The sequence below is a fragment of the Streptomyces globosus genome (genome assembly GCF_003325375.1).
In the GTDB taxonomy this organism is placed as follows: Bacteria; Actinomycetota; Actinomycetes; order Streptomycetales; family Streptomycetaceae; genus Streptomyces; species Streptomyces globosus_A.
This window is the reverse complement of the sequence record NZ_CP030862.1, coordinates 5,289,879-5,309,695: the sequence shown is the minus strand read 5'-3', so window position 1 is coordinate 5,309,695 and position 19,817 is coordinate 5,289,879. Positions and strand designations below refer to the sequence as shown.

The 19,817-nt window shown below is 74.8% G+C and carries 15 protein-coding genes; 10 read left to right on the top strand and 5 right to left on the bottom strand.

All coding sequences use genetic code 11. The features are described 5' to 3' along the window. Positions 1-65: 65 nt before the first annotated feature. Positions 66-575: an SAV_6107 family HEPN domain-containing protein gene (locus tag C0216_RS23555; protein WP_114057208.1), complete on the bottom strand. Its 510-nt coding sequence runs from the start codon at positions 573-575 to the stop codon at positions 66-68. 199 nt (positions 576-774) lie between these two features. On the opposite strand from C0216_RS23555, the gene C0216_RS23550 reads away from it, so the two are divergent. From C0216_RS23550 to C0216_RS23540, 3 genes are read left to right on the top strand one after another with little or no spacing between them, the layout of a single operon-like run. Further along, positions 775-1,581 carry an ATP-binding cassette domain-containing protein gene (locus C0216_RS23550; RefSeq protein ID WP_114057207.1) on the top strand — a complete coding sequence of 269 codons (807 nt, stop codon included), beginning with the start codon at positions 775-777 and terminating at the stop codon, positions 1,579-1,581. Continuing rightward, positions 1,553-3,640: a YhgE/Pip family protein gene (locus C0216_RS23545; RefSeq protein WP_114057206.1), complete on the top strand. Its 2,088-nt coding sequence runs from the start codon at positions 1,553-1,555 to the stop codon at positions 3,638-3,640. The genes C0216_RS23550 and C0216_RS23545 overlap by 29 nt, the downstream gene beginning before the upstream one ends. A 29-nt stretch (positions 3,641-3,669) precedes the next feature. Then, the gene (locus tag C0216_RS23540) at positions 3,670-4,302 is read left to right on the top strand and encodes a TetR/AcrR family transcriptional regulator (RefSeq protein ID WP_342777128.1); all 633 of its coding nucleotides are present in this window, start codon (positions 3,670-3,672) and stop codon (positions 4,300-4,302) included. Positions 4,303-4,662: 360 nt separating this feature from the next. On the opposite strand, the gene C0216_RS23535 is transcribed toward C0216_RS23540, so the two are convergent. The 4 genes from C0216_RS23535 to C0216_RS23520 form a co-directional block, all read right to left on the bottom strand. After that, a complete protein-coding gene (locus tag C0216_RS23535) occupies positions 4,663-7,101 on the bottom strand; it encodes a transglutaminase TgpA family protein (protein ID WP_114058866.1) in 2,439 nt (812 codons plus the stop codon). Beyond that, positions 7,098-8,456 (bottom strand): DUF58 domain-containing protein, encoded by a 1,359-nt coding sequence (locus tag C0216_RS23530; RefSeq protein WP_114057204.1) that lies wholly within the window; start codon positions 8,454-8,456, stop codon positions 7,098-7,100. The genes C0216_RS23535 and C0216_RS23530 overlap by 4 nt, the downstream gene beginning before the upstream one ends. Then, on the bottom strand, positions 8,456-9,463 hold the full coding sequence (locus tag C0216_RS23525; protein ID WP_114057203.1) for an AAA family ATPase: 1,008 nt from the start codon (positions 9,461-9,463) through the stop codon (positions 8,456-8,458). The genes C0216_RS23530 and C0216_RS23525 overlap by 1 nt, the downstream gene beginning before the upstream one ends. A gap of 138 nt (positions 9,464-9,601) precedes the next feature. Then, positions 9,602-10,171, bottom strand: a complete 570-nt coding sequence (locus tag C0216_RS23520; protein WP_114057202.1) for a beta-class carbonic anhydrase — start codon at positions 10,169-10,171, stop codon at positions 9,602-9,604. A gap of 340 nt (positions 10,172-10,511) precedes the next feature. Between C0216_RS23520 and rsmH the strand changes: the two genes are divergently transcribed. The 7 genes from rsmH to murD all read left to right on the top strand — a co-directional run bounded on the left by rsmH (position 10,512) and on the right by murD (position 19,803). Beyond that, positions 10,512-11,441 carry a 16S rRNA (cytosine(1402)-N(4))-methyltransferase RsmH gene (gene rsmH, locus C0216_RS23515; protein WP_246042866.1) on the top strand — a complete coding sequence of 310 codons (930 nt, stop codon included), beginning with the start codon at positions 10,512-10,514 and terminating at the stop codon, positions 11,439-11,441. Further along, complete coding sequence (locus C0216_RS23510; RefSeq protein ID WP_114057200.1) at positions 11,438-11,995, top strand: hypothetical protein; 558 nt, start codon at positions 11,438-11,440, stop codon at positions 11,993-11,995. The genes rsmH and C0216_RS23510 overlap by 4 nt, the downstream gene beginning before the upstream one ends. A 117-nt stretch (positions 11,996-12,112) precedes the next feature. Then, the gene (locus C0216_RS23500; protein WP_114057199.1) at positions 12,113-14,119 is read left to right on the top strand and encodes a peptidoglycan D,D-transpeptidase FtsI family protein; all 2,007 of its coding nucleotides are present in this window, start codon (positions 12,113-12,115) and stop codon (positions 14,117-14,119) included. 47 nt (positions 14,120-14,166) lie between these two features. Next, positions 14,167-15,894, top strand: a complete 1,728-nt coding sequence (locus tag C0216_RS23495; protein WP_114057198.1) for a UDP-N-acetylmuramoyl-L-alanyl-D-glutamate--2,6-diaminopimelate ligase — start codon at positions 14,167-14,169, stop codon at positions 15,892-15,894. Continuing rightward, positions 15,891-17,315, top strand: a complete 1,425-nt coding sequence (locus tag C0216_RS23490; RefSeq protein ID WP_114057197.1) for a UDP-N-acetylmuramoyl-tripeptide--D-alanyl-D-alanine ligase — start codon at positions 15,891-15,893, stop codon at positions 17,313-17,315. The genes C0216_RS23495 and C0216_RS23490 overlap by 4 nt, the downstream gene beginning before the upstream one ends. Further along, on the top strand, positions 17,312-18,382 hold the full coding sequence (gene mraY / locus C0216_RS23485; RefSeq protein ID WP_114057196.1) for a phospho-N-acetylmuramoyl-pentapeptide-transferase: 1,071 nt from the start codon (positions 17,312-17,314) through the stop codon (positions 18,380-18,382). Before C0216_RS23490 ends, mraY begins: the two co-directional genes overlap by 4 nt. Further along, positions 18,364-19,803: a UDP-N-acetylmuramoyl-L-alanine--D-glutamate ligase gene (gene murD / locus C0216_RS23480; RefSeq protein ID WP_114057195.1), complete on the top strand. Its 1,440-nt coding sequence runs from the start codon at positions 18,364-18,366 to the stop codon at positions 19,801-19,803. Before mraY ends, murD begins: the two co-directional genes overlap by 19 nt. Positions 19,804-19,817: the final 14 nt, after the last annotated feature.

The window sequence follows — 19,817 nt, the reverse complement described above, 5'->3', positions numbered from 1 at the left end:
CGCGGAAGGGGCGGGCAAAGCGTGCAATGCGTGCCCCACCCTATTGCCTCCGGCAGCGGTGCAGCTCATCCCGCGTCCGGACGCTCCGGGCGCGGCTCGGGGCGGGGCTGGGGCAGCGCCTGCTGCGGCAGCGGCCGCGCCGCCGGCTGGAGGGCGAGCATCCGCTCGACCAGCCGCAGGAACATCTCCGTGGCGCGCAGCAGGTACGCGGCGTCCTCCTCGCTCGCGGCGTCCGGTATGCCGGCCTCGGCGCGGGCCCGGCGGGCCGCTCCGGAGGCGAAGAGCGCGCTCCACTCGGCCAGCTCCGGCGCGAGCTCCGGGAGCACCTCCCAGGCGCTGCGTATGCGGGGGCGGCGCCGCGGGTGGGCGGGCTCGGGCCGGGCCCGGGCCGCGAGGACGGCGGCCGCGGTGCGCAGTGCGGCGAGGTGGGCGGTGGCGTAGCGCTCGTTGGGGCGGCTCAGGGCGGATGCCTCGGCCAGGCCGCTGCGGGCCTTGGCGAGCAGGTCGAGCGCGGCCGGCGGAGCGGCCGACCTGCGCGGGACGGGGTGGACAGGGGACGGGGACGGTGTGGCCATGACGAACCTCCTGTCGTTGCGTACTGCTCTTCGCGGCGCCTGGTGATGCCGTCCCCCATCGTCGCGGGCACCACTGACAATCGCGCCGACCTGCGGTTTTCCCGCCCACATCGGGGCAATCGGCCCCCTGTGCACGCGGAGGGGCGGCAAGGGTGCTAGTTTTTGAACTGACTGGTCAGTTCAAAAGGGAGGGGGCGGAGTGGACAGCCCGCACGGCGCGGCCGTCAAAGCCGAGGACTTCGGACTCAGGGGCCCGCGCGGCTGGGCGTTCCGGGGAGTGGACGTCGATGCCGCACCCGGCACGCTCATCGCGATCGAAGGCCCGTCGGGCAGCGGCCGCACCTGCCTGCTGCTCGCCCTCACCGGGCGCATGAAGCCCACCGCCGGCCGCGCCGAGGTGGCCGGCCTGCCGCTGCCCAAGCGGATGGGCGCGGTCCGCCGCATTGCCGGCCTCGGCCCGGTGCCCGGGGTCAACGACCTCGACCAGGCCCTGACCGTCGGCGAGCAGCTGCGCGAGGGGGCCCTGCTCCAGCGCCGCTACGAGGGCCCCCTGCGCGCGCTCCTGCGCCCGCCCGGCAGCCGAGGCAAGGAGGCCGCCGCCCGGATCGACGCGGCGCTGGCCTCCGCCGGCCTCGACCCGGAGGCCCTGCCCAAGGGGCTGCGGACCTCCGTCCGGGACCTGGACCGCCTGGAGGCGGTACGGCTCTCCCTGGCCCTCGCCCTGCTGGGCTCGCCCCGGCTGCTGGCCCTCGACGACGCCGACCTCAAGCTCTCCGACACCGAGCGCGAGGAGGTCTGGGAGCTGCTCCGCTCGATCGCCGCCGCCGGGACCACCGTCCTCGCGGTGTGCAGCCAGGCCCCCGAGGGCGTCCGGGTCGTGCGCACGGCCCCGGGCGCGGAGCCCGCCGACACCGCCGACACCGCCGGCCCGGCCGGCGCCGAAGACCGCACCGACGACGACACGAAGGGGGCCGACGATGCGCTCGCCGAAGCTGGCCGCGCTTGAGCTGAAGCGGTTCGGGCGGGGGAAGCTGCCGCGGGCCGCCCTGGTCGCACTGCTCCTGCTGCCGCTGCTCTACGGGGCCCTGTACCTGTGGTCCTTCTGGGACCCCTACAGCCGCCTCGACAAGGTGCCCGTCGCCCTCGTCAACGCCGACAAGGGCGCCACCGTCGAAGGCGAGCGCATCGCCGCCGGCGACGAGATCACCGGGAAGCTGCGCGACAGCAAGACCTTCGAGTGGCACGAGGTCAGCGCGGAGCAGGCCGCCAAGGGCCTGGAGAACGGTACGTACTACCTGTCCCTGACCATGCCGGCCGACTTCAGCGAGAAGATCGCCTCCAGCTCCGGCGACGACCCGGCGACCGGCGCGCTCCAGGTCCGCACCAACGACGCGAACAACTACATCGTCGGCTCGATCTCCCGCACCGTCTTCGCCGAGGTCCGCTCCGCCGCCTCGACCAACGCCTCACGGAAGTTCCTCGACAAGATCTTCGTCTCCTTCTCCGACCTGCACGGCAAGACCGCCGAGGCCGCAGACGGCGCCGACAGGCTCAAGGACGGCGCGACCAAGGCCAAGGAGGGCGCCAAAGAGATCGCCGAGGGCCTCGACACCGTCGAGGAGAAGAACGGCGAGCTGACCGGCGGGCTGAAGAAGCTCGACACGGCCGCCGGCAAGCTGGAGACCGGCACCAGGGACATCGCCGGCGGCACCCGCAAGCTCGCCGACAAGTTCAACGGCATCGCCTCCCAGGCCCGCCCCCACCTGGACGACCCGAAGCAGGTGGCCGACGCCGCGACCCTCGTCGCCGACACAGCGAAGGTCGTGGGCAACCACCTGGACACCTTCTCCAAGAAGGCGCCGGCCGCCGCCCGCGTCAGCAAGCAGGCGGCCGCCCTGGCCACCGACACGTACACGCGCACCTGCACCGGCAGCGCGCCCAAGCCGCTGCCCGCCGCCTGCGCCGACATGAAGAAGCTGAAGGAGGTCACCGCCGAGGCCGCCCTCCTCACCGGAGACGTCGACGCCCTGGTCAAGGACTCGAACGGCGACCTGGCCACCCTGCGCAAGCAGCTCGCCGACCTGGAGAAGAAGGCCCGCAAGCTCGCCGCGGACGCCCCCGGCCTGACCTCCCGCCTCGACGCGGCCGCCGCCGACATCAACGCCCTGAACAACGGCGCACAGAAGGTCGCCACCGGCATGGCCCAGCTCCACGCGGGCATCGGCAAGGCCACCCAGGGGTCCGCCGCGATCGGCAACGGCGTCGGCAGGATCGGCGACGGCGCGCACAGCCTCGACGGCGGCCTGTTCAAGCTCGTCGACGGCAACACCGACCTCGCCGACGGCCTGCACGAGGGCGCGGGCAAGATCCCGAACTACGACCAGCAGCAGCGCGACGCGCGCACCGAGGTCATGGCCGACCCGGTCAAGCTCGCCAACGAGTCCCTGCACAAGGCGCCCAACTACGGCACCGGCTTCGCCCCGTACTTCATCCCGCTCTCCCTCTGGGTCGGCGCGATGGTCGCCTACATGCTGATCGCCCCCATGAACAAGCGGGCCCTCGCCGCCGGCGCCTCGCCCTGGCGGATCGCCCTCGCCGGGTGGATGCCCGTGGCCGGGCTCGGCGCCCTCCAGGTCGCCATGCTGATGTCCGTGCTGCACTGGGGCCTCGGCCTGGAGCTCGCCCGCCCCGCCCTGGCCGTCGGCTTCCTCGTCCTGGTCACCGGCTGCTTCGCGGCCATCGTGCAGTGGCTGAACGCCAAGTTCGGCGCGGCCGGGCGCATCCTGGTCCTCGCGGTGCTGATGCTCCAGCTGACCTCGGCCGGCGGCACCTACCCCGTCCAGACCAGCCCCGGGTTCTTCAACGCCGTCCACCCGTACCTGCCGATGTCGTACGTCGTGGAGAGCCTGCGCCGCCTCATCACCGGCGGCGGCCTCGGCCCCGTCTGGCAGGGCTGCGCCGTCCTGGCCGCCTTCACCGCCGGCGCCCTCGCCCTGACCGCGCTCGCCGCCCGCGGCAAGCAGGTGTGGACGATGGACCGGCTCCACCCCGAACTGAGCCTGTAAGGAGCCGGTGACCTGTGAGAATCAGCGCCATGGAAAGCAGCAGCACCGGCGCGTCCGCCGGCGGCGGACGCCGGCAGGCGACACGCCAGAAGCTCTACGAAGCGGCCGTCACGCTCATCGCCGAGCAGGGGTTCTCCGCGACCACAGTCGACGAGATCGCCGAACGGGCCGGCGTCGCCAAGGGCACGGTCTACTACAACTTCGCGAGCAAGAACGACCTCTTCGAGGAGCTGCTGCGGCACGGCGTCGGCCTGCTCACCGCCTCCCTGCGCGAGGCCGCCGAGTCCACGGAGGCGCGCGGCGGCAGCCGCGTCGAGGCGCTGGACGCGATGATCCGCGCCGGCCTCGTCTTCATCGACCGCTACCCGGCCTTCACCCAGCTGTACGTCGCCGAGCTGTGGCGCACCAACCGGACGTGGCAGTCCACGCTGATGGTGGTGCGGCAGGAGGCGGTGGCCGTGGTCGAGACGGTCCTCGCCGAGGGCGTGGAGCGCGGCGAGCTCAGCCCGGAGATCGACGTCCCGCTGACGGCCGCCGCCCTCGTCGGGATGGTGCTGGTGGCCGCGCTGGACTGGCAGTCCTTCCAGCGGGAGCGGTCCCTGGACGACGTGCACTCCGCGCTGTCGCTGCTGCTGCGGGGACGGGTCAGCGGCAACCGCTGACGGGCGGGACCCCCGATCGGCGGTGCCGCCGGCGGGGCCCCGCCGCGTACAACTGGTGGGACCCGCCCCGGTCCGCCGCCGCGCCTGAGTACCCGTACCCAGGAGCGGAATGAGTACGTGCGCGGATGGGCTCCCCCCTGCGCGGACGCCAGACTTGGGGCATCGGACGGGGAACCGGTCCGGACCGCCGACACGGGGCGGCCGGTGCGGACCGGGACCCTGCCACCACCGGGACGGATCCTGACGGCCTGCGCCCGGTGCACGCGGACGCCGGTGCGGCCCGGCTCGGGGGGATCGAGCCATGCCGCACCGGCGTCCTTCTTCCTCGTTCCTGCTGTGGCCCGCGCCGCGCGCCCGGCGTCAGCCGCGGCCGCGCAGCGGCAGCCGCACCCGGGCCCGCAGCGCCGCCGCCCGCCGGCCGGCCCAGGCCGCCGCCGCGTCGCGCCGCGCCTGCACCGCCCACCGCACGCGCGCCGCCGAGCGCGGCAGCAGCAGCGCCCGCAGCCGCCCCCGCCGGCCGGCGCCGGCCAGCAGCGCGGCCCGGACCGCCGACACGTCCTGCGCCGCCTCCGCCCGCGGCTCCGCCTCCGGCGCGCCGGGCGGGGCGTACAGCGCCCGCTCCACCGCCTCGGACAGCCGGCGGACCGCCGCCGCGGCCTCCCCGTCGAGCCGGCCCGCCTCGACGAGCCGCTCCGCGGCCGCCCGCGGGGACAGCGCCCGGTCCGGGACGATGCCGACGTCCCAGGCCGCGTCGTGCAGCTCCTCCCAGGCCGGCAGGACGCCGCCCCCGGCCAGCCGGCGCCCGCGCAGCCGGGACCGCCACAGCAGCGGCAGCAGCGGCACGCCGACGACGACCGCCGCCGCGGCCGCCCAGCCGAGGACCGCACCCGCGGACGGCCCGCCGCCCTGCCCGCCGGCGGCCTCCTGCGGTGCGGCGCCGCCGCACTCGCCGAGCCGCCGCAGCTCCGGCGGGCAGGCGTCGGCCTGCGACGGGGCCGCCGACGGCTGCGCCGCGCTCTGCGAGGGCAGCGGCGCCGGCGCCGACGGCTGGGCCGCCGGATCCTCGGACCGCGCGTAGTCCGGCAGGGTGAGCCCCTGCCGCGGGGTCGGCTCGAACCGGGTCCAGCCGACGCCCTCGAAGTACAGCTCCGGCCAGGCGTGGGCGTCCCGCATCGAGACGTTCACGCTGCCGTCGGCCTGCTTCTCACCGGGCGTGAACCCGACCGCCACCCGGGCCGGGATGCCGAGCGAGCGCGACATCGCGGCCATCGAGAAGGCGAAGTGGATGCAGAAGCCCTCCTTGTCCGCCAGGAACCGGGCGATGGCCAGCGGGCCCGTGCCGGACGCCACCTTCGTGTCGTAGCGGAAGCCGCCGTTCACGGCGAAGTGGTCCTGCAGCCGCACCGCGCGCGTGTAGTCGTCCTTCGCGCCCTTCGTGACCTGCCGGGCCGTCTCCGCCACCACCGGCGGCAGGTTGTCGGGCAGCCTCGTGTACTCGGCGCGGATCGCCGGGTCGGGCTCGGGAGCCGACTGCAGCTGGGCCGCCGTCGGCCGCAGCAGCAGGCTCCGCACCGTGTACATCGCGCCCTGCACGTTCTGGTAGCGGTCCTTGGCCAGCTGGTCGCCGACCAGCGTCCGGCCGACCGGCTCGAACCGCCACCGGCCGGGGATGTCCACGCCCGTCGCCGGGTACGGCATCGGCAGGTAGCGCTGCGCGTACGTGTCCGCCGCCGAGATGCTCGTACGGACCTCCGCCGCGCCCTGGCGGACCCGCTCGCCCAGCCCCGGAGGGCTCGGCAGCCGCTCCGGGACGTCGGTCAGGGCCCGGCCGGACGCCTCCCACTTCACGCCGTTGAACTCGTCCAGCGCCAGGATCCGCAGGTAGTGGTCGCCGAGCGCCGGCGTGTCGGTCCGGTACTTCAGCACCACCCGGTTGTCCTGCGCGTTCAGGCTGCTCTGCAGGGACACCAGCGGGTTGACCGCGGAGATCGTCCCGCCGACCCCGCTGCCGCCGCCGTCGGCCTCGGTGCGGCCGCCGAGGACGCCGCCGCCCAGCGAGGGCAGCGCCGCCGGCGCCACCAGCGCGAGGCCGAGGGCGGCTGCGCCGATCCGCCGGCCGGTGCGCACGGGGGAGAGCGGCCGCCCGGAGCCCGCCCCGCCCGACCCGTACCCGGAGGCCGCGGTCACCCGGCCGGACGGGGTGCCGCCGAAGACGCGGCCCCACTGGGCCAGCCGGTCGCGGCCCTCGGCCAGGAGCAGCAGCAGGTAGCCGGCGCCGGCCAGCAGGAAGGAGAACCAGGGCGCGCCGGCGCCGCCGGACAGCCCCGCCGCCACCGAGTACAGGGCGAGCAGCGGCAGTCCGGCCGCGGCAGCGCTGCGCAGGGTCACCGCCAGCAGGTCCACCAGCAGGCCGATCACCAGGACCCCGGTCAGCAGCAGCAGCCGGATGCCGTCGGTCAGCGGGGCCGGTATCGCGAACTCGGCCACGTCCTGCACGCCGCGGCGGAACAGGGCGCCGATGTCCGTCACCAGGTAGGCCATCGGCCCGGTCCCGGTCGACTCGCCCTTCCCCGCGAAGAGGAAGACCACCACCAGGGAGGAGACCAGCACCTGCGAGGCAGCGGTCAGGGGCCGCGCCAGCGGCGCCCGGCGGGCCGCGGCGCCCACCCCGCTCTGCAGGCACAGCAGCGCCGCGGCCTGGAGCAGCCAGCCCGAGGACTCCACCAGCGAGGCCAGCGACCAGGAGGCCAGCAGCGTCGCCAGGACCGCGAACACCGTCAGCCGTGCACGCCCGCTCATGACCAGCCCCCCGGGGAGTCCGTGCCGAGCGGCGTGCTTCCGGCCTGCCGCCACAGGTCGCCGTACGCGGCGCCCGGCGGGACGGCCAGCGCCGTCCAGCCCGTCTCGCGCAGCCGGTCCAGCCGCTCCTGGACGCGCGAGGGCCGCCCGGCCCACTGCGCCGGGTCCAGCAGGAAGGCCACCGCGGCGCCGCAGCGGCCGCGCATCTTCGCCGCCAGCTCCGTCTGCGCGTCGTCCAGCTCGCCGAGGAAGGCGACGAGCAGGCCGTCGCCGCCCGACCCGCCGAAGCCGGCGCCGTCCCCGGCGCGCAGGGCGTCGTACGCGCGGGACAGCCCGGCCCCGTCGGAGTGCCCGACGACGGCCAGCATGTCCATGATCACCCCGGCGGCCTCGGCGGACTCCTGGCCGCTCTGCGAGAAGCCCGCCCCCTCGCCGGCCAGGGCGCTGCCCCCGTCGGTCAGCAGCCGCACCGAATAGCCCCGCTCCAGCAGGTGGACCAGGGTCGAGGCGGCCCCCGACACGGCCCACTCGAACGCCGAGTCCGGCCCGGCGCCCTCGTACGCGATGCCGCGGGTGTCCAGCAGCACCGTGGCGCGGCTGCGCTGCGGCTGCTCCTCCCGGCGCACCATCAGCTCGCCGTAGCGGGCCGTCGAGCGCCAGTGCACGCGGCGCAGGTCGTCGCCGCGCCGGTAGCCGCGCGGGATCACGTCGTCCTCGCCGGCCAGGGCCAGCGCGCGGCCGCTGCCGTCGCCGTAGCCGGAACTCTGCCCGCCCAGCCGGACCGGGGCCAGCTCCTCGGTGCGGGGGACCACGGTGAGGACGTCGTACGTGCTGAACGAGCGGGTCAGCTCGACCAGCCCGAACGGGTCGGTCAGCCGCAGCTGGAGCGGGCCCAGCGGGTAGCGGCCGCGCAGGTCGGAGCGGACCCGGTAGGACACCTCGCGGCGGCCGCCCGGCTCCAGCCGGTCCAGCACGAACCGCGGCCGCGGCCCGAGGACGTACGGCACCCGGTCCTGGAGCATCAGCGTCCCCGTCGGCACCCGGGAGACGTTCTCGACGCGCAGCTGCACCCGCGCCTCGTCCCCGGCGGGCACCCGCTGCGGGCTCAGCCGGCGGCTGCCGGCGACCCGGTGGCGGGTGCGGTGCAGAACGGCGACGCACAGCAGCGGCAGGAAGGCCAGCAGCAGCCCGACGCGCAGCAGCTCGGCCTGGCCGAGCACGTACGAGCAGAGGGCCGCCGCGACGCCCGCGGCCAGGAAGGACCGGCCCCGGGTGGTCAGGCCGGCCAGCGACGTGCGCAGCCCGCCGGAGCTCCGGCCCCCGCCGCCGGCGCCGCGCGGGGCACCGGCGCCCATCAGAAGCCCCGGACGCCGGCGCCGGGCACCTCGCCGCGCTGGTGCGCGCTCGGGACGGGGGTGCGCTGCACGATGTCCTGGACGACCTGCTCGGCGGTCCGGCGGTTCAGGGAGGCCTGCGCCGTCGGCAGCAGGCGGTGCGCCAGAACGGGCCCGGCCAGGGTCTGCGCGTCGTCCGGCAGGACGAAGTCGCGGCCGGCCATGGCGGCCGCGGCCTTCGCCGCGCGCAGCAGGTGCAGGGTGGCGCGGGGCGAGGCGCCCAGGCGCAGGTCCGGGTGGCTGCGGGTGGCGGAGACCAGGTCGACGACGTAGCGGCGGACCGGCTCGGCGACGTACACGTCCCGGACGGCCTCCACCAGCTTGACGATGTCGTGGGCGTGCGCGACGGCCTGGAGGTCGTCCAGCGGCGACGGGCCGCCGTGGACGTCGAGCATCCGCAGCTCGGCGTCCGGGCTCGGGTAGCCGACGGAGACCCGGGCCATGAAGCGGTCGCGCTGCGCCTCGGGGAGGGGGTAGGTGCCCTCCATCTCGACCGGGTTCTGCGTGGCGACCACCATGAACGGGCTGGGCAGCGCGTACGTGGTCCCGTCGATGGTGACCTGGCGCTCCTCCATCGACTCCAGCAGCGCGGACTGGGTCTTCGGGGAGGCGCGGTTGATCTCGTCGCCGATGACGATCTGCGCGAAGATCGCGCCGGGCTTGAACTCGAACTCGCGGCGCTGCTGGTCGTAGATGCTGACACCGGTGATGTCGGAGGGCAGCAGGTCCGGGGTGAACTGGATGCGCTGCACCGAGCAGTCGATCGACTTCGCGAGGGTCTTCGCCAGCATCGTCTTGCCGACGCCGGGGACGTCCTCGATCAGCAGGTGGCCCTCGGCCAGGAGCACGGTCAGGGCGATGCGCACGACCTCGGGCTTGCCCTCGATCACGCTCTCGACGGACCGGCGCACACGCTCGGCCGTACTCGTCAGATCCGCGAGACCCGCTCTGTCGTCATAGGTCGTCACCTGTGTACTCCTCGGCCCTTTCCGGTGGGGCCGGCGTCCCTTGCGCACGGCCGGCCCATCCCGACACGGACGCCGGACCCGGAGGGTTCCGGGCGGCGTCGTCCCCGCATTGTTGACGGCTCCACGGGGTTGTGTCACTCACGAGTCGGGATCGATCTCCCGCAGGAGCCCGGTGTGCACGTCGAAGACGAAGCCTCGCACATCGCCGCGGTGGGGGAGGAAGGGGCTGGTCCGCACGCGCTGCATGGACTGGCGCACGTCCTGGTCGACGTCCCGGAACGCCTCGACGGCCCACGGCGGGCGCTGGCCCACCTCGTCCTCCAGCTCGTGCCGGAAGTCCTCCGTGAGGTTCTCCAGGCCGCAGCCGGTGTGGTGGATGAGGATGACGGACCGGGTGCCGAGGGCGCGCTGGCTGATGGTGAGCGAGCGGATGGCGTCGTCGGTCACGACGCCGCCGGCGTTGCGGATGGTGTGGCAGTCGCCGAGCTCCAGGCCGAGCGCGGCGTGCAGGTCGAGGCGGGCGTCCATGCAGGCCACGACCGCCACCCGGAGGACGGGGCGGGCGTCCATGCCGGGGTCGCGGAAGCCGGCGGCGTACCTGCGGTTGGCCTCGACCAGCCGGTCGGTGACGGAGCCGCCGGACGGGCTTCCGGGCGGGCCGGGGGCTGCGGCGGCGGATCCGGCGGGCGGGGGAGCGGGAGTCGTCATGCCTCCGACGGTAGTGGCCGCCTTCGGGCCCGGCTCGGGACGCCGTGGGAGGAAACGGGTCAACGCAGGCCGGTGTGAGCTGACCCACAGGGGTGGGGAGGGGGCCGCCATCCGGGTGGTTCGCGCCTTTTGCGGGTTCCGGACGAGGCGGGCGCACGGCGCGCGGGCCGGTTCGTTGACCCGGCGTGCCGTTGCACTAAAGTGACGCGAACCGGCCGGAGCCCGGCCCTGACCGGCTGCCCGGCCCCTGGTAACACTCCGCGTGCGCGGCGCGGCGTATGCCTGCCGCGCCGTTATCTGAGAGGGCGCTTTGACCAGCGAGTCCCGACACGTCCCGGTGATGCTCCAGCGGTGCCTGGACCTGTTGGCCCCGGCCCTCCACGAGCCGGGGGCCGTCGTCGTCGACTGCACCCTCGGCCTCGGAGGCCACAGCGAGGCCCTGCTGACCCGATTCCCCGAGGCCCGCCTGATCGGCCTCGACCGCGACAAGGAGGCCCTGAGGCTCTCCGGCGAGCGCCTCGCCCGCTTCGGCGACCGCGCCACCCTCGTCCACGCCGTCTACGACGAGCTCCCCGAGGTGCTCGACCGCCTCGGCACCCCCACCGTCCAGGGCATCCTGTTCGACCTCGGCGTCTCCTCCATGCAGCTCGACGAGGCCGACCGCGGGTTCGCGTACGCCCAGGACGCCCCCCTCGACATGCGCATGGACCAGACGACCGGGGTCAGCGCGGCCGAGGTGCTCAACACCTACCCGGCCGGCGAGCTCGTCCGCATCCTGCGCCAGTACGGCGAGGAGAAGCAGGCGAAGCGGATCGTCTCCGCGATCGTCCGCGAGCGGGAGAAGGAGCCCTTCTCCCACAGCGCCCGGCTCGTCGAGCTGATCCGCGAGTCCCTGCCGCAGGCGGCGAAGCGGACCGGCGGCAACCCGGCCAAGCGGACCTTCCAGGCCCTGCGGATCGAGGTCAACGGCGAGCTGTCGGTCCTGGAGCGGGCCATCCCGGCCGCCGTGGACCGCATCGCGGTCGGCGGCCGCATCGCCGTCCTCTCCTACCACTCCCTGGAGGACCGCCTCGTCAAGCAGGTCTTCGCCGCCGGGGCCGCCTCCACGGCCCCGCCGGGGCTGCCCGTGGTCCCCGAGAAGTACCAGCCCCGGCTGAAGCTCCTCACGCGCGGCGCCGAGCTGCCCACCGAGGAGGAGATCGCCGAGAACCGGCGGGCCGCACCGGCCCGATTCCGCGGCGTCGAGCGCATCCGGGAGGCGAACCGGTGACCAAGGGCGGCGGAGGCGGGGCCGGGCAGCGCGGCCCCGCCGGGCAGGCGGCGCGCACACCGTTCGTCCTCCTGGTGGTCGCCCTGCTCGCCGGCGGCCTGATCAGCCTGCTGCTGCTGAACTCCGCCCTCAACGAGGGCTCCTTCCGGCTGGCCAAGCTGAAGAAGGAGACCACCGCGCTGACCGACGAGGAGCAGGCCCTCCAGCGCGACGTCGACGCCTACTCGGCCCCCGACGCCCTCCGGCGCCGGGCCGTCGAACTCGGCATGGTCCCCGGCGGCAGCCCCGCCTTCATCGACGGGGACGGCAAGGTCACCGGCACCGCCGCCGCCGCGGAGGCGCCCCCGCCGTCCCCCTCCCCCTCCCCGTCCGCGGCGGCGCCCGGGGCAGCCCCGGCCGCGCCGCCGCCGGGCGCCGCCTCCCCGGGCCCGGCCGCACCGCCGGCCGCGGCCACCGCCCAGCCGTCCGCGCCCGCCCCGGCACCGGCGCCCGCCGGCGGCGCCGCGGACCAGGCACCCGGCGCCGGCCGGCCCAGCCCCACCCCCGGAAGGTGACGTCGTGAAACGGATCCCCGCGGGGCGCCCGACCGCCCCGTCCCCCCGCCGTTTCCCGGGGCCCCGCCCCGGCCGCCCCCGCCGAACCCCCGCCGACCGGCCCCGCGGGGTGGCCGGGTGAGCCCGCAGGACACCCCCCGGCGCCGGGTCCCCGGACCCGGCAGGCCCCGCCCCGCCGCCGACCGGCCCCGCGTCAACCCCCGGCCCGCGGCCCGCAGGCCCGCCGCAGGCGCCCCCCGCGCCCTCCGGCTCGGCAGCCCCCGGCCCCGGCTGCGCCTGGTCGGCATCGGCCTCACCCTGGTGATGCTCGCCTTCACCGTGCGCCTGCTGCAGGTGCAGGCCGTCGACGCCTCGACGTACTCGGCGAAAGCCTCCGCGAACCGCTTCACCACCGTCACCCTCGCCGCGGAGCGCGGCGAGATCACCGACCGCAAGGGCGTCGCCCTCGCCATCAGCGTCGACGCCCACGACATCACCGCCGACCCGCAGATGTTCACCCCGCAGGAGAGCAAGGCGCCCGACGCCCCCGAGCAGGCCGCGGCCCTCCTCGCCCCCATCCTCGGAGCCGACGCCGGGGAGCTCGCCGCCAAGCTGAAGACGAAGAAGAGCCGGTACGTCGTCCTCGCCCGCCGCCAGACCCCCCAGGTCCTGCACCAGATCAAGGACCTCAAGCGGGTCTTCGCCGACAAGGCCGCCGCCGACCGGCGCAACAACGGCCCCGGCGCCAACGTCCTCGCCGGCGTGTTCAGCGAGGACAGCAGCAAGCGCGTCTACCCGAACGGCGACCTCGCCGCCGGGATACTGGGCTACGTCAACGCCGAGGGCCGCGGCGGCGGCGGCCTGGAGTCCTCCCTCGACCGCAAGCTCGCCGGCCGGGACGGCACCATCACCTACGCCCAGTCCGGCGGCCGGCGCGTCCCCACCGCCGGGTCCAACGAGAAGCCCGCCGTGCCCGGCGAGGACATCGAGCTGACCATCGACCGCGACATCCAGTGGGCCGCGCAGAGCGCCATCGCCGAACAGGTCCGCGCGTCCGAGGCCGACCGCGGCTACGTCATCGTCCAGGACACCCGCACCGGCGAGGTCCTGGCCATGGCCAACGCCCCCGGCTTCGACCCCAACGACCTCTCCCGCGCCAGCTCGGCCGCCATGGGCAACGCCGCCCTCCAGGACGTGTACGAGCCCGGCTCCACCGCCAAGGTCATCTCCATGGCGGCCGTGCTGGAGGAGAAGAAGGCCACCCCCGAGACGCGCGTCGAGGTCCCCAACCGGCTCCACCGCGGCGACCGGCTCTTCAAGGACGACATCGACCACCCGACCTGGTACCTCACCCTCAACGGGGTCCTCGCCAAGTCCTCCAACATCGGCACGATCCTCGCCACCGGCCAGCTCGGACCCACCCAGCCCGACGCCAACCGCGTCCTGCACTCCTACCTCGACAAGTTCGGCATCGGCCGGCCCACCGGCCTGGACTACCCCGGCGAGTCCCGCGGCATCCTCGCCCGCCCCGAGGCCTGGTCGACCTCCCAGCAGTACACGATCCCCTTCGGCCAGGGCCTCTCCGTCAACGCCATGCAGGCCGCCTCCGTCTACTCCACCATCGCCAACGGCGGCGTACGCATCGAGCCCACCCTCGTCCGCGGCACCAAGGGCCCCGACGGCCGCTTCACCCCGGCCCCCGCCCCCGAGCAGACCCGCGTCATCAGCGAGGAGACCGCCAGGACCCTCGCGCAGATGCTGGAGTCCGTCGTCGACGACCAGGAGGGCACCGGCACCAAGGCCCGCATCCCCGGCTACCGCGTCGGCGGCAAGACCGGCACGTCCAACCGGGTGGATCCGGCCACCGGCCGCTACAAGGGCTACACCGCCTCCTTCGCCGGCTTCGCCCCCGCCGACGACCCCCGCATCACCGTCTACTGCGCCATCCAGAACCCCACCAAGGGCAGCTACTTCGGCGGCCAGATCTGCGGCCCCATCTACAAGAAGGTCATGGAGTTCGCCCTCAAGACCCTCCGGGTCGCCCCCACCGGCACCGCACCCGCAGGCCTGCCGGTCACCTACGAGCCCGGCCCGCCGGCCGCCCCCCAGACCGCCCCCCGACCCGGCACGACGCCCGGCCGGTGACCCCCGGGCCGCCCCGCCGGCCCCCCAGGAACCGTGAGGCACCACCAGTGACCACGATCACCCCCGAACCCGGGAACCAGCCGGCCGGGGCCGCCCCCGGCGGGCCCTCGCTTCGCGGGCGGCCCGCCGCGCCCGGTACGCTCACCGCCGTGTCCCACGCTGATCAGCCCAGAACCACCCCGCAGGACGCCCCGGCAACGCCGCCGGGCGCGCCCCGGCCCGCGTCCGTACGCCCGACTGCGCTCGGTGCGCTCGCGCACCTGCTGGACCCCGGCGCCCCCGCGGAGCCCTCGGGCCCGCAGATCACCGGGATCACGCACGACTCCCGTGCGGTGCGCCCCGGCGACCTGTACGCGGCCCTGCCCGGCGCCCGGATGCACGGCGCCGACTTCGCTGCCCAGGCGGCGGCCCTCGGCGCCGCGGCGATCCTGACCGATCCCGCGGGAGCGGAGCGCGCGGCCGCCACCGGCCTGCCCGTGCTCACCGCCGACGACCCGCGCGGCCGCATGGGCGCCCTCGCCGCCGAGATCTACGGCCGCCCCGGCGAGGGGCTGCTCCGCATCGGCATCACCGGCACCTCCGGCAAGACCACGACGGCGTACCTCGTCGACGGCGGCCTGCGCGGCGCCGGCCGCACCACCGGGCTCATCGGCACCGTCGAGATGCGCATCGGCGAAGAGCGCATCAAGTCCGAGCGGACCACCCCCGAGGCCACCGACCTCCAGGCCCTGTTCGCCGTCATGCGCGAACGCGGCGTCGAGGCCGTCGCCATGGAGGTCTCCAGCCACGCCCTGGTGCTCGGGCGGGTCGACGGCTGCGTCTTCGACGTCGCCGTCTTCAACAACCTGAGCCCGGAGCACATGGAGTTCCACTCCGACATGGAGGACTACTTCCAGGCCAAGGCGCAGCTCTTCACCGAGCGCCGCGCCCGCCTCGGCGTGGTCAACACCGACGACGAGTACGGCCGGCGCCTCGCCAAGGAGTCGCCGATCCCCGTCACCACCTTCTCCGCCCAGGGCGACCCGGCCGCCGACTGGCGCGCCGAGGACGTCGTCTTCGGGCACATGGACTCCACCCTCACCGTGGTCGGCCCGGACGGGCAGCGCATCGCCGCCCGGGCCCCGCTGCCCGGCCCGTTCAACGTCGCCAACACCGTCGCCGCGATCGCCGCGCTCGCCGCCGCAGGCATCGACCCGCAGACCGCCGCCGACGGCGTCGCCGCCGTCCCCGGCGTCCCCGGCCGCCTGGAGCGGGTGGACGCGGGCCAGCCCTACCTCGCCGTCGTCGACTACGCGCACAAGACCGACGCCGTCGAGTCCGTCCTCCGCGCCCTGCGCGAGGTCACCGCCGGCCGGCTGCACATCGTGCTCGGCTGCGGCGGCGACCGCGACTCCACCAAGCGCGGCCCGATGGGCGCGGCCGCCGCCCGGTTCGCCGACACCGCGGTGCTGACCTCCGACAACCCGCGCTCCGAGGACCCGCTGAAGATCCTCGCCGCGATGTTCGAGGGGGCGGTCTCCGTGCCCGCCGCCGAGCGCGGCGCGGTCCTCGTCGACGCGGACCGGGCCGCGGCCATCGCCGCCGCCGTCGCGCGCGCCGAGCCCGGCGACACCGTGCTGGTGGCCGGCAAGGGCCACGAGCAGGGCCAGGACACCGCAGGTGTCGTACGCCCCTTCGACGACCGCGCGGTGCTCCGCGCCGCGATCGAGGCACAGGCCGCGCACACCGTGCGGCCGCACGAACCGAACGTCCACGAGGCCGAGGTGAACCAGTGATCGCCCTTTCCCTCGCCGAGATCGCCGACATCACCGGCGGGCGGCCCCACGACATACCGGACCCCCTGGTGACGGTCACCGGGCCCGTCGTCATCGACTCCCGCCAGGTCGAGGCCGGCAGCCTGTTCGCCGCGTTCGCCGGCGAGCGCGTCGACGGGCACGAGTTCGCCGCCGGCGCCGTCGCCGCAGGCGCCGCAGCCGTGCTCGCCACGCGTCCCGTCGGCGTGCCCGCGATCGTCGTCGACGACGTCGAAAGGGCCCTCGGCGCACTCGCACGCGCCGTCGTCCAGCGCCTCGGCACCGACGTGGTGGCCCTGACCGGCTCCGCCGGCAAGACCTCCACCAAGGACCTCATCGCGCAGGTGCTCCAGGCCCACGCCCCCACCGTGTGGACGCCCGGCTCCCTCAACAACGAGATCGGCCTGCCGCTCACCGCGCTGCGCGCCACCGAGGAGACCCGGCACCTCGTCCTGGAGATGGGCGCCCGCGGCATCGGCCACATCGCCTACCTCGCCGGCCTGACCCCGCCCCGCATCGGCGTCGTCCTGAACGTCGGCACCGCCCACATCGGCGAGTTCGGCGGCCGCGAGCAGATCGCCGTCGCCAAGGGCGAGCTCGTCGAGGCCCTGCCCGCGGCGGCCGACGGCGGCATCGCCGTCCTCAACGCCGACGACCCCCTCGTGCGCGCCATGTCCGCCCGCACCAAGGCCCGTACGCTGCTCTTCGGCGAGGCCGACGACGCCGACGTCCGGGCCGCCGATGTCCGGATGACGCCGGCCGGACAGCCCTCCTTCACACTTCACACACCCACCGGGTGCGGCGAAGTGACCTTGCGCCTGTACGGTGAGCACCACGTGTCGAACGCGCTCGCCGCGGCCGCCGTCGCCCACGCGCTGGGCATGTCCGCCATGGAGACCGCCACCGCGCTCTCCGGGGCGGGCACGCTGTCCCGGTGGCGGATGGAGGTCACCGAGCGGGCGGACGGCGTCACGGTCGTCAACGACGCCTACAACGCGAACCCCGAGTCCATGCGGGCCGCACTGCGCGCGCTGGCCGCGATGGGCGGCGCCGCCAGGGCGAACGGGGGGCGCACGTGGGCGGTGCTCGGTCCCATGGCCGAGCTCGGTGACGCCTCGCTGGCCGAGCACGACGCGGTGGGACGGCTTGCCGTCCGGCTCAACGTGAGCAAGCTCGTCGCGGTCGGGGGCATCGAAGCGTCCTGGCTGCAACTGGGCGCCTACAACGAGGGTTCGTGGGGTGAGGAGTCGGTGCTCGTGTCCGACGCGCAGGCGGCGGTCGACCTGTTGCGCAGTGAACTGCGCCCGGGTGACGTCGTGCTGGTGAAGGCTTCCAGGTCGATCGGGCTGGAGCGGGTGGCAGAGGCGCTGCTGGCCGGCGAGGGCGAGGTCGCCGGCCGATGAGGCAGATCCTGTTCGCCGGTGTCATCGGCATGTTCCTCACCGTCATCGGCACCCCGCTCCTGATCAAGCTGCTGGCCCGCAAGGGCTACGGCCAGTTCATCCGCGACGACGGACCGCGCGGCCACGCCGGGAAGAAGGGCACGCCCACCATGGGCGGCATCTCCTTCATCCTGGCCACGCTCATCGCGTACGCCCTGACGAAGGTGATCACCGGCCAGTCGCCGTCGCTGTCCGGTGTGCTGGTGCTGTTCCTGATGGCCGGCATGGGCCTCGTCGGCTACCTCGACGACTACATCAAGATCGTCAAGCGGCGGTCGCTCGGCCTGCGGGCCAAGGCCAAGATGGCCGGCCAGCTGATCGTCGGCGTCGCCTTCGCCGTGCTCGCGCTCCAGTTCAAGGACGCGCGCGGACTGGCCCCGGCCTCGACCAAGCTGTCGTTCGTCACCGACTTCGGCTGGTCGATCGGCCCCGTCCTGTTCGTGGTCTGGGCACTGTTCATGATCCTGGCCATGTCCAACGGCGTGAACCTGACGGACGGTCTGGACGGCCTGGCCACCGGGGCCGCCGTGATGGTCTTCGGCGCCTACACCTTCATCGGGGTCTGGCAGTTCCAGGAGTCCTGCGCCAACGCGCAGACCCTGACCAACCCCAACGCCTGCTTCGAGGTGCGCGATCCGCTCGACCTCGCGGTCGTCGCCTCCGCCCTGATGGGCGCCTGCTTCGGCTTCCTGTGGTGGAACACCTCGCCGGCCAAGATCTTCATGGGCGACACCGGCTCGCTGGCCCTCGGCGGCGCGCTCGCCGGCCTCGCGATCTGCTCCCGCACGGAGTTCCTGATCGCCCTCCTCGGCGGCCTGTTCGTCCTCATCACGCTGTCGGTCGTCATCCAGGTCGGCTCCTTCCGGCTCACCGGGAAGCGCGTCTTCCGCATGGCGCCGCTCCAGCACCACTTCGAACTCAAGGGCTGGTCCGAGGTCCTCGTCGTGGTCCGCTTCTGGATCATCCAGGGCATGTGCGTCATCGTCGGCCTCGGCATCTTCTACGCGGGATGGGCAGCGGACAAGTGACCTCCTGGCAGGGCAAGAACATCACCGTCGCCGGCCTCGGCGTGAGCGGCATCAGCGCCGCCCGCGCCCTGGCCGGCCTCGGCGCCTCCGTCACCGTCGTGGACGGCGGGGACTCCGAGGGCCACCGCGCGAAGGCCGCCGAACTCGCCGGACTCGGCGTCTCCGTACGCCTCGGCGACGCCGCGACCCTCCCCGAGGGCACCGGCCTGGTCGTCACCTCGCCCGGCTGGAAGCCCGACAGCCCGCTGTTCCGGGCGGCCGCGGAGGCCGGCGTCGACGTCGTCGGCGACGTGGAGATCGCCTGGCTGCTGCGCGACTCCCGCCCGGACCGCAAGGCCGCCCCCTGGCTCGCCGTCACCGGCACCAACGGCAAGACCACCACGACCCAGATGCTCGCCTCGATCCTGCGGGCCGCGGGCCTGCGGACCGCGGCCGTCGGGAACATCGGAACCCCGATCATCGACGTGGTGCTGGGCGACGAGGAGTACGACGTCCTCGCCGTGGAGCTCTCCAGCTACCAGCTGCACTGGGCGCCCTCGGTGCGCGCCCACTCGGCCGCCGTGCTGAACCTGGCGCCCGACCACCTCGACTGGCACGGCTCCATGGAGGCGTACGCCGCAGACAAGGGCCGCATCTACGAGGGCAACACGGTCGCCTGCGTCTACAACGTCGCCGACCCCGCCACCGAGCGCCTCGTGGAGGAGGCCGACGTCGAGGAGGGCTGCCGCGCCATCGGCTTCACCCTCGGCGCCCCCGGCCCCTCCATGCTCGGCGTCGTCGACGGCATCCTCGTCGACCGGGCGTTCGTCGAGAACCGGCAGCGCAACGCGCAGGAGCTGGCCGAGGTCGCGGACGTCAACCCGCCCGCCCCGCACAACATCGCCAACGCCCTCGCCGCGGCCGCCCTGGCCCGCGCCTTCGGCGTCCCGCCGCGCGCCGTCCGCGACGGCCTGCGCGACTTCCGCCCCGACGCCCACCGCGTCGCCCGCGTGGACGAGGTCGACGGCGTCGTGTACGTCGACGACTCCAAGGCCACCAACACGCATGCGGCGGAGGCCTCGCTGGCCGCGTTCGAGCCCGTCGTGTGGATTGCGGGCGGCCTCGCCAAGGGCGCGACCTTCGACGAGCTCGTGCAGAAGTCCGGCAAGCGGCTGCGCGGCGCGGTGCTGATCGGCGCCGACCGGGCGCTCATCGCCGAGGCGCTGGCGCGACACGCCCCCGAGGTCCCGGTCGTCGACCTCGACCGGACCGACACTGGGGCGATGCTCGCAGCGGTGCGGGAAGCGGCCCGGCTCGCCGAGCCCGGCGACACGGTCCTGCTGGCGCCCGCCTGCGCATCGATGGACATGTTCGCGAACTACAACGAGCGCGGGGACGCGTTCGCGGACGCGGTGCGCGAACTGGCCGCCGGGAGCGCCTAGACCGGGCAGGAAGG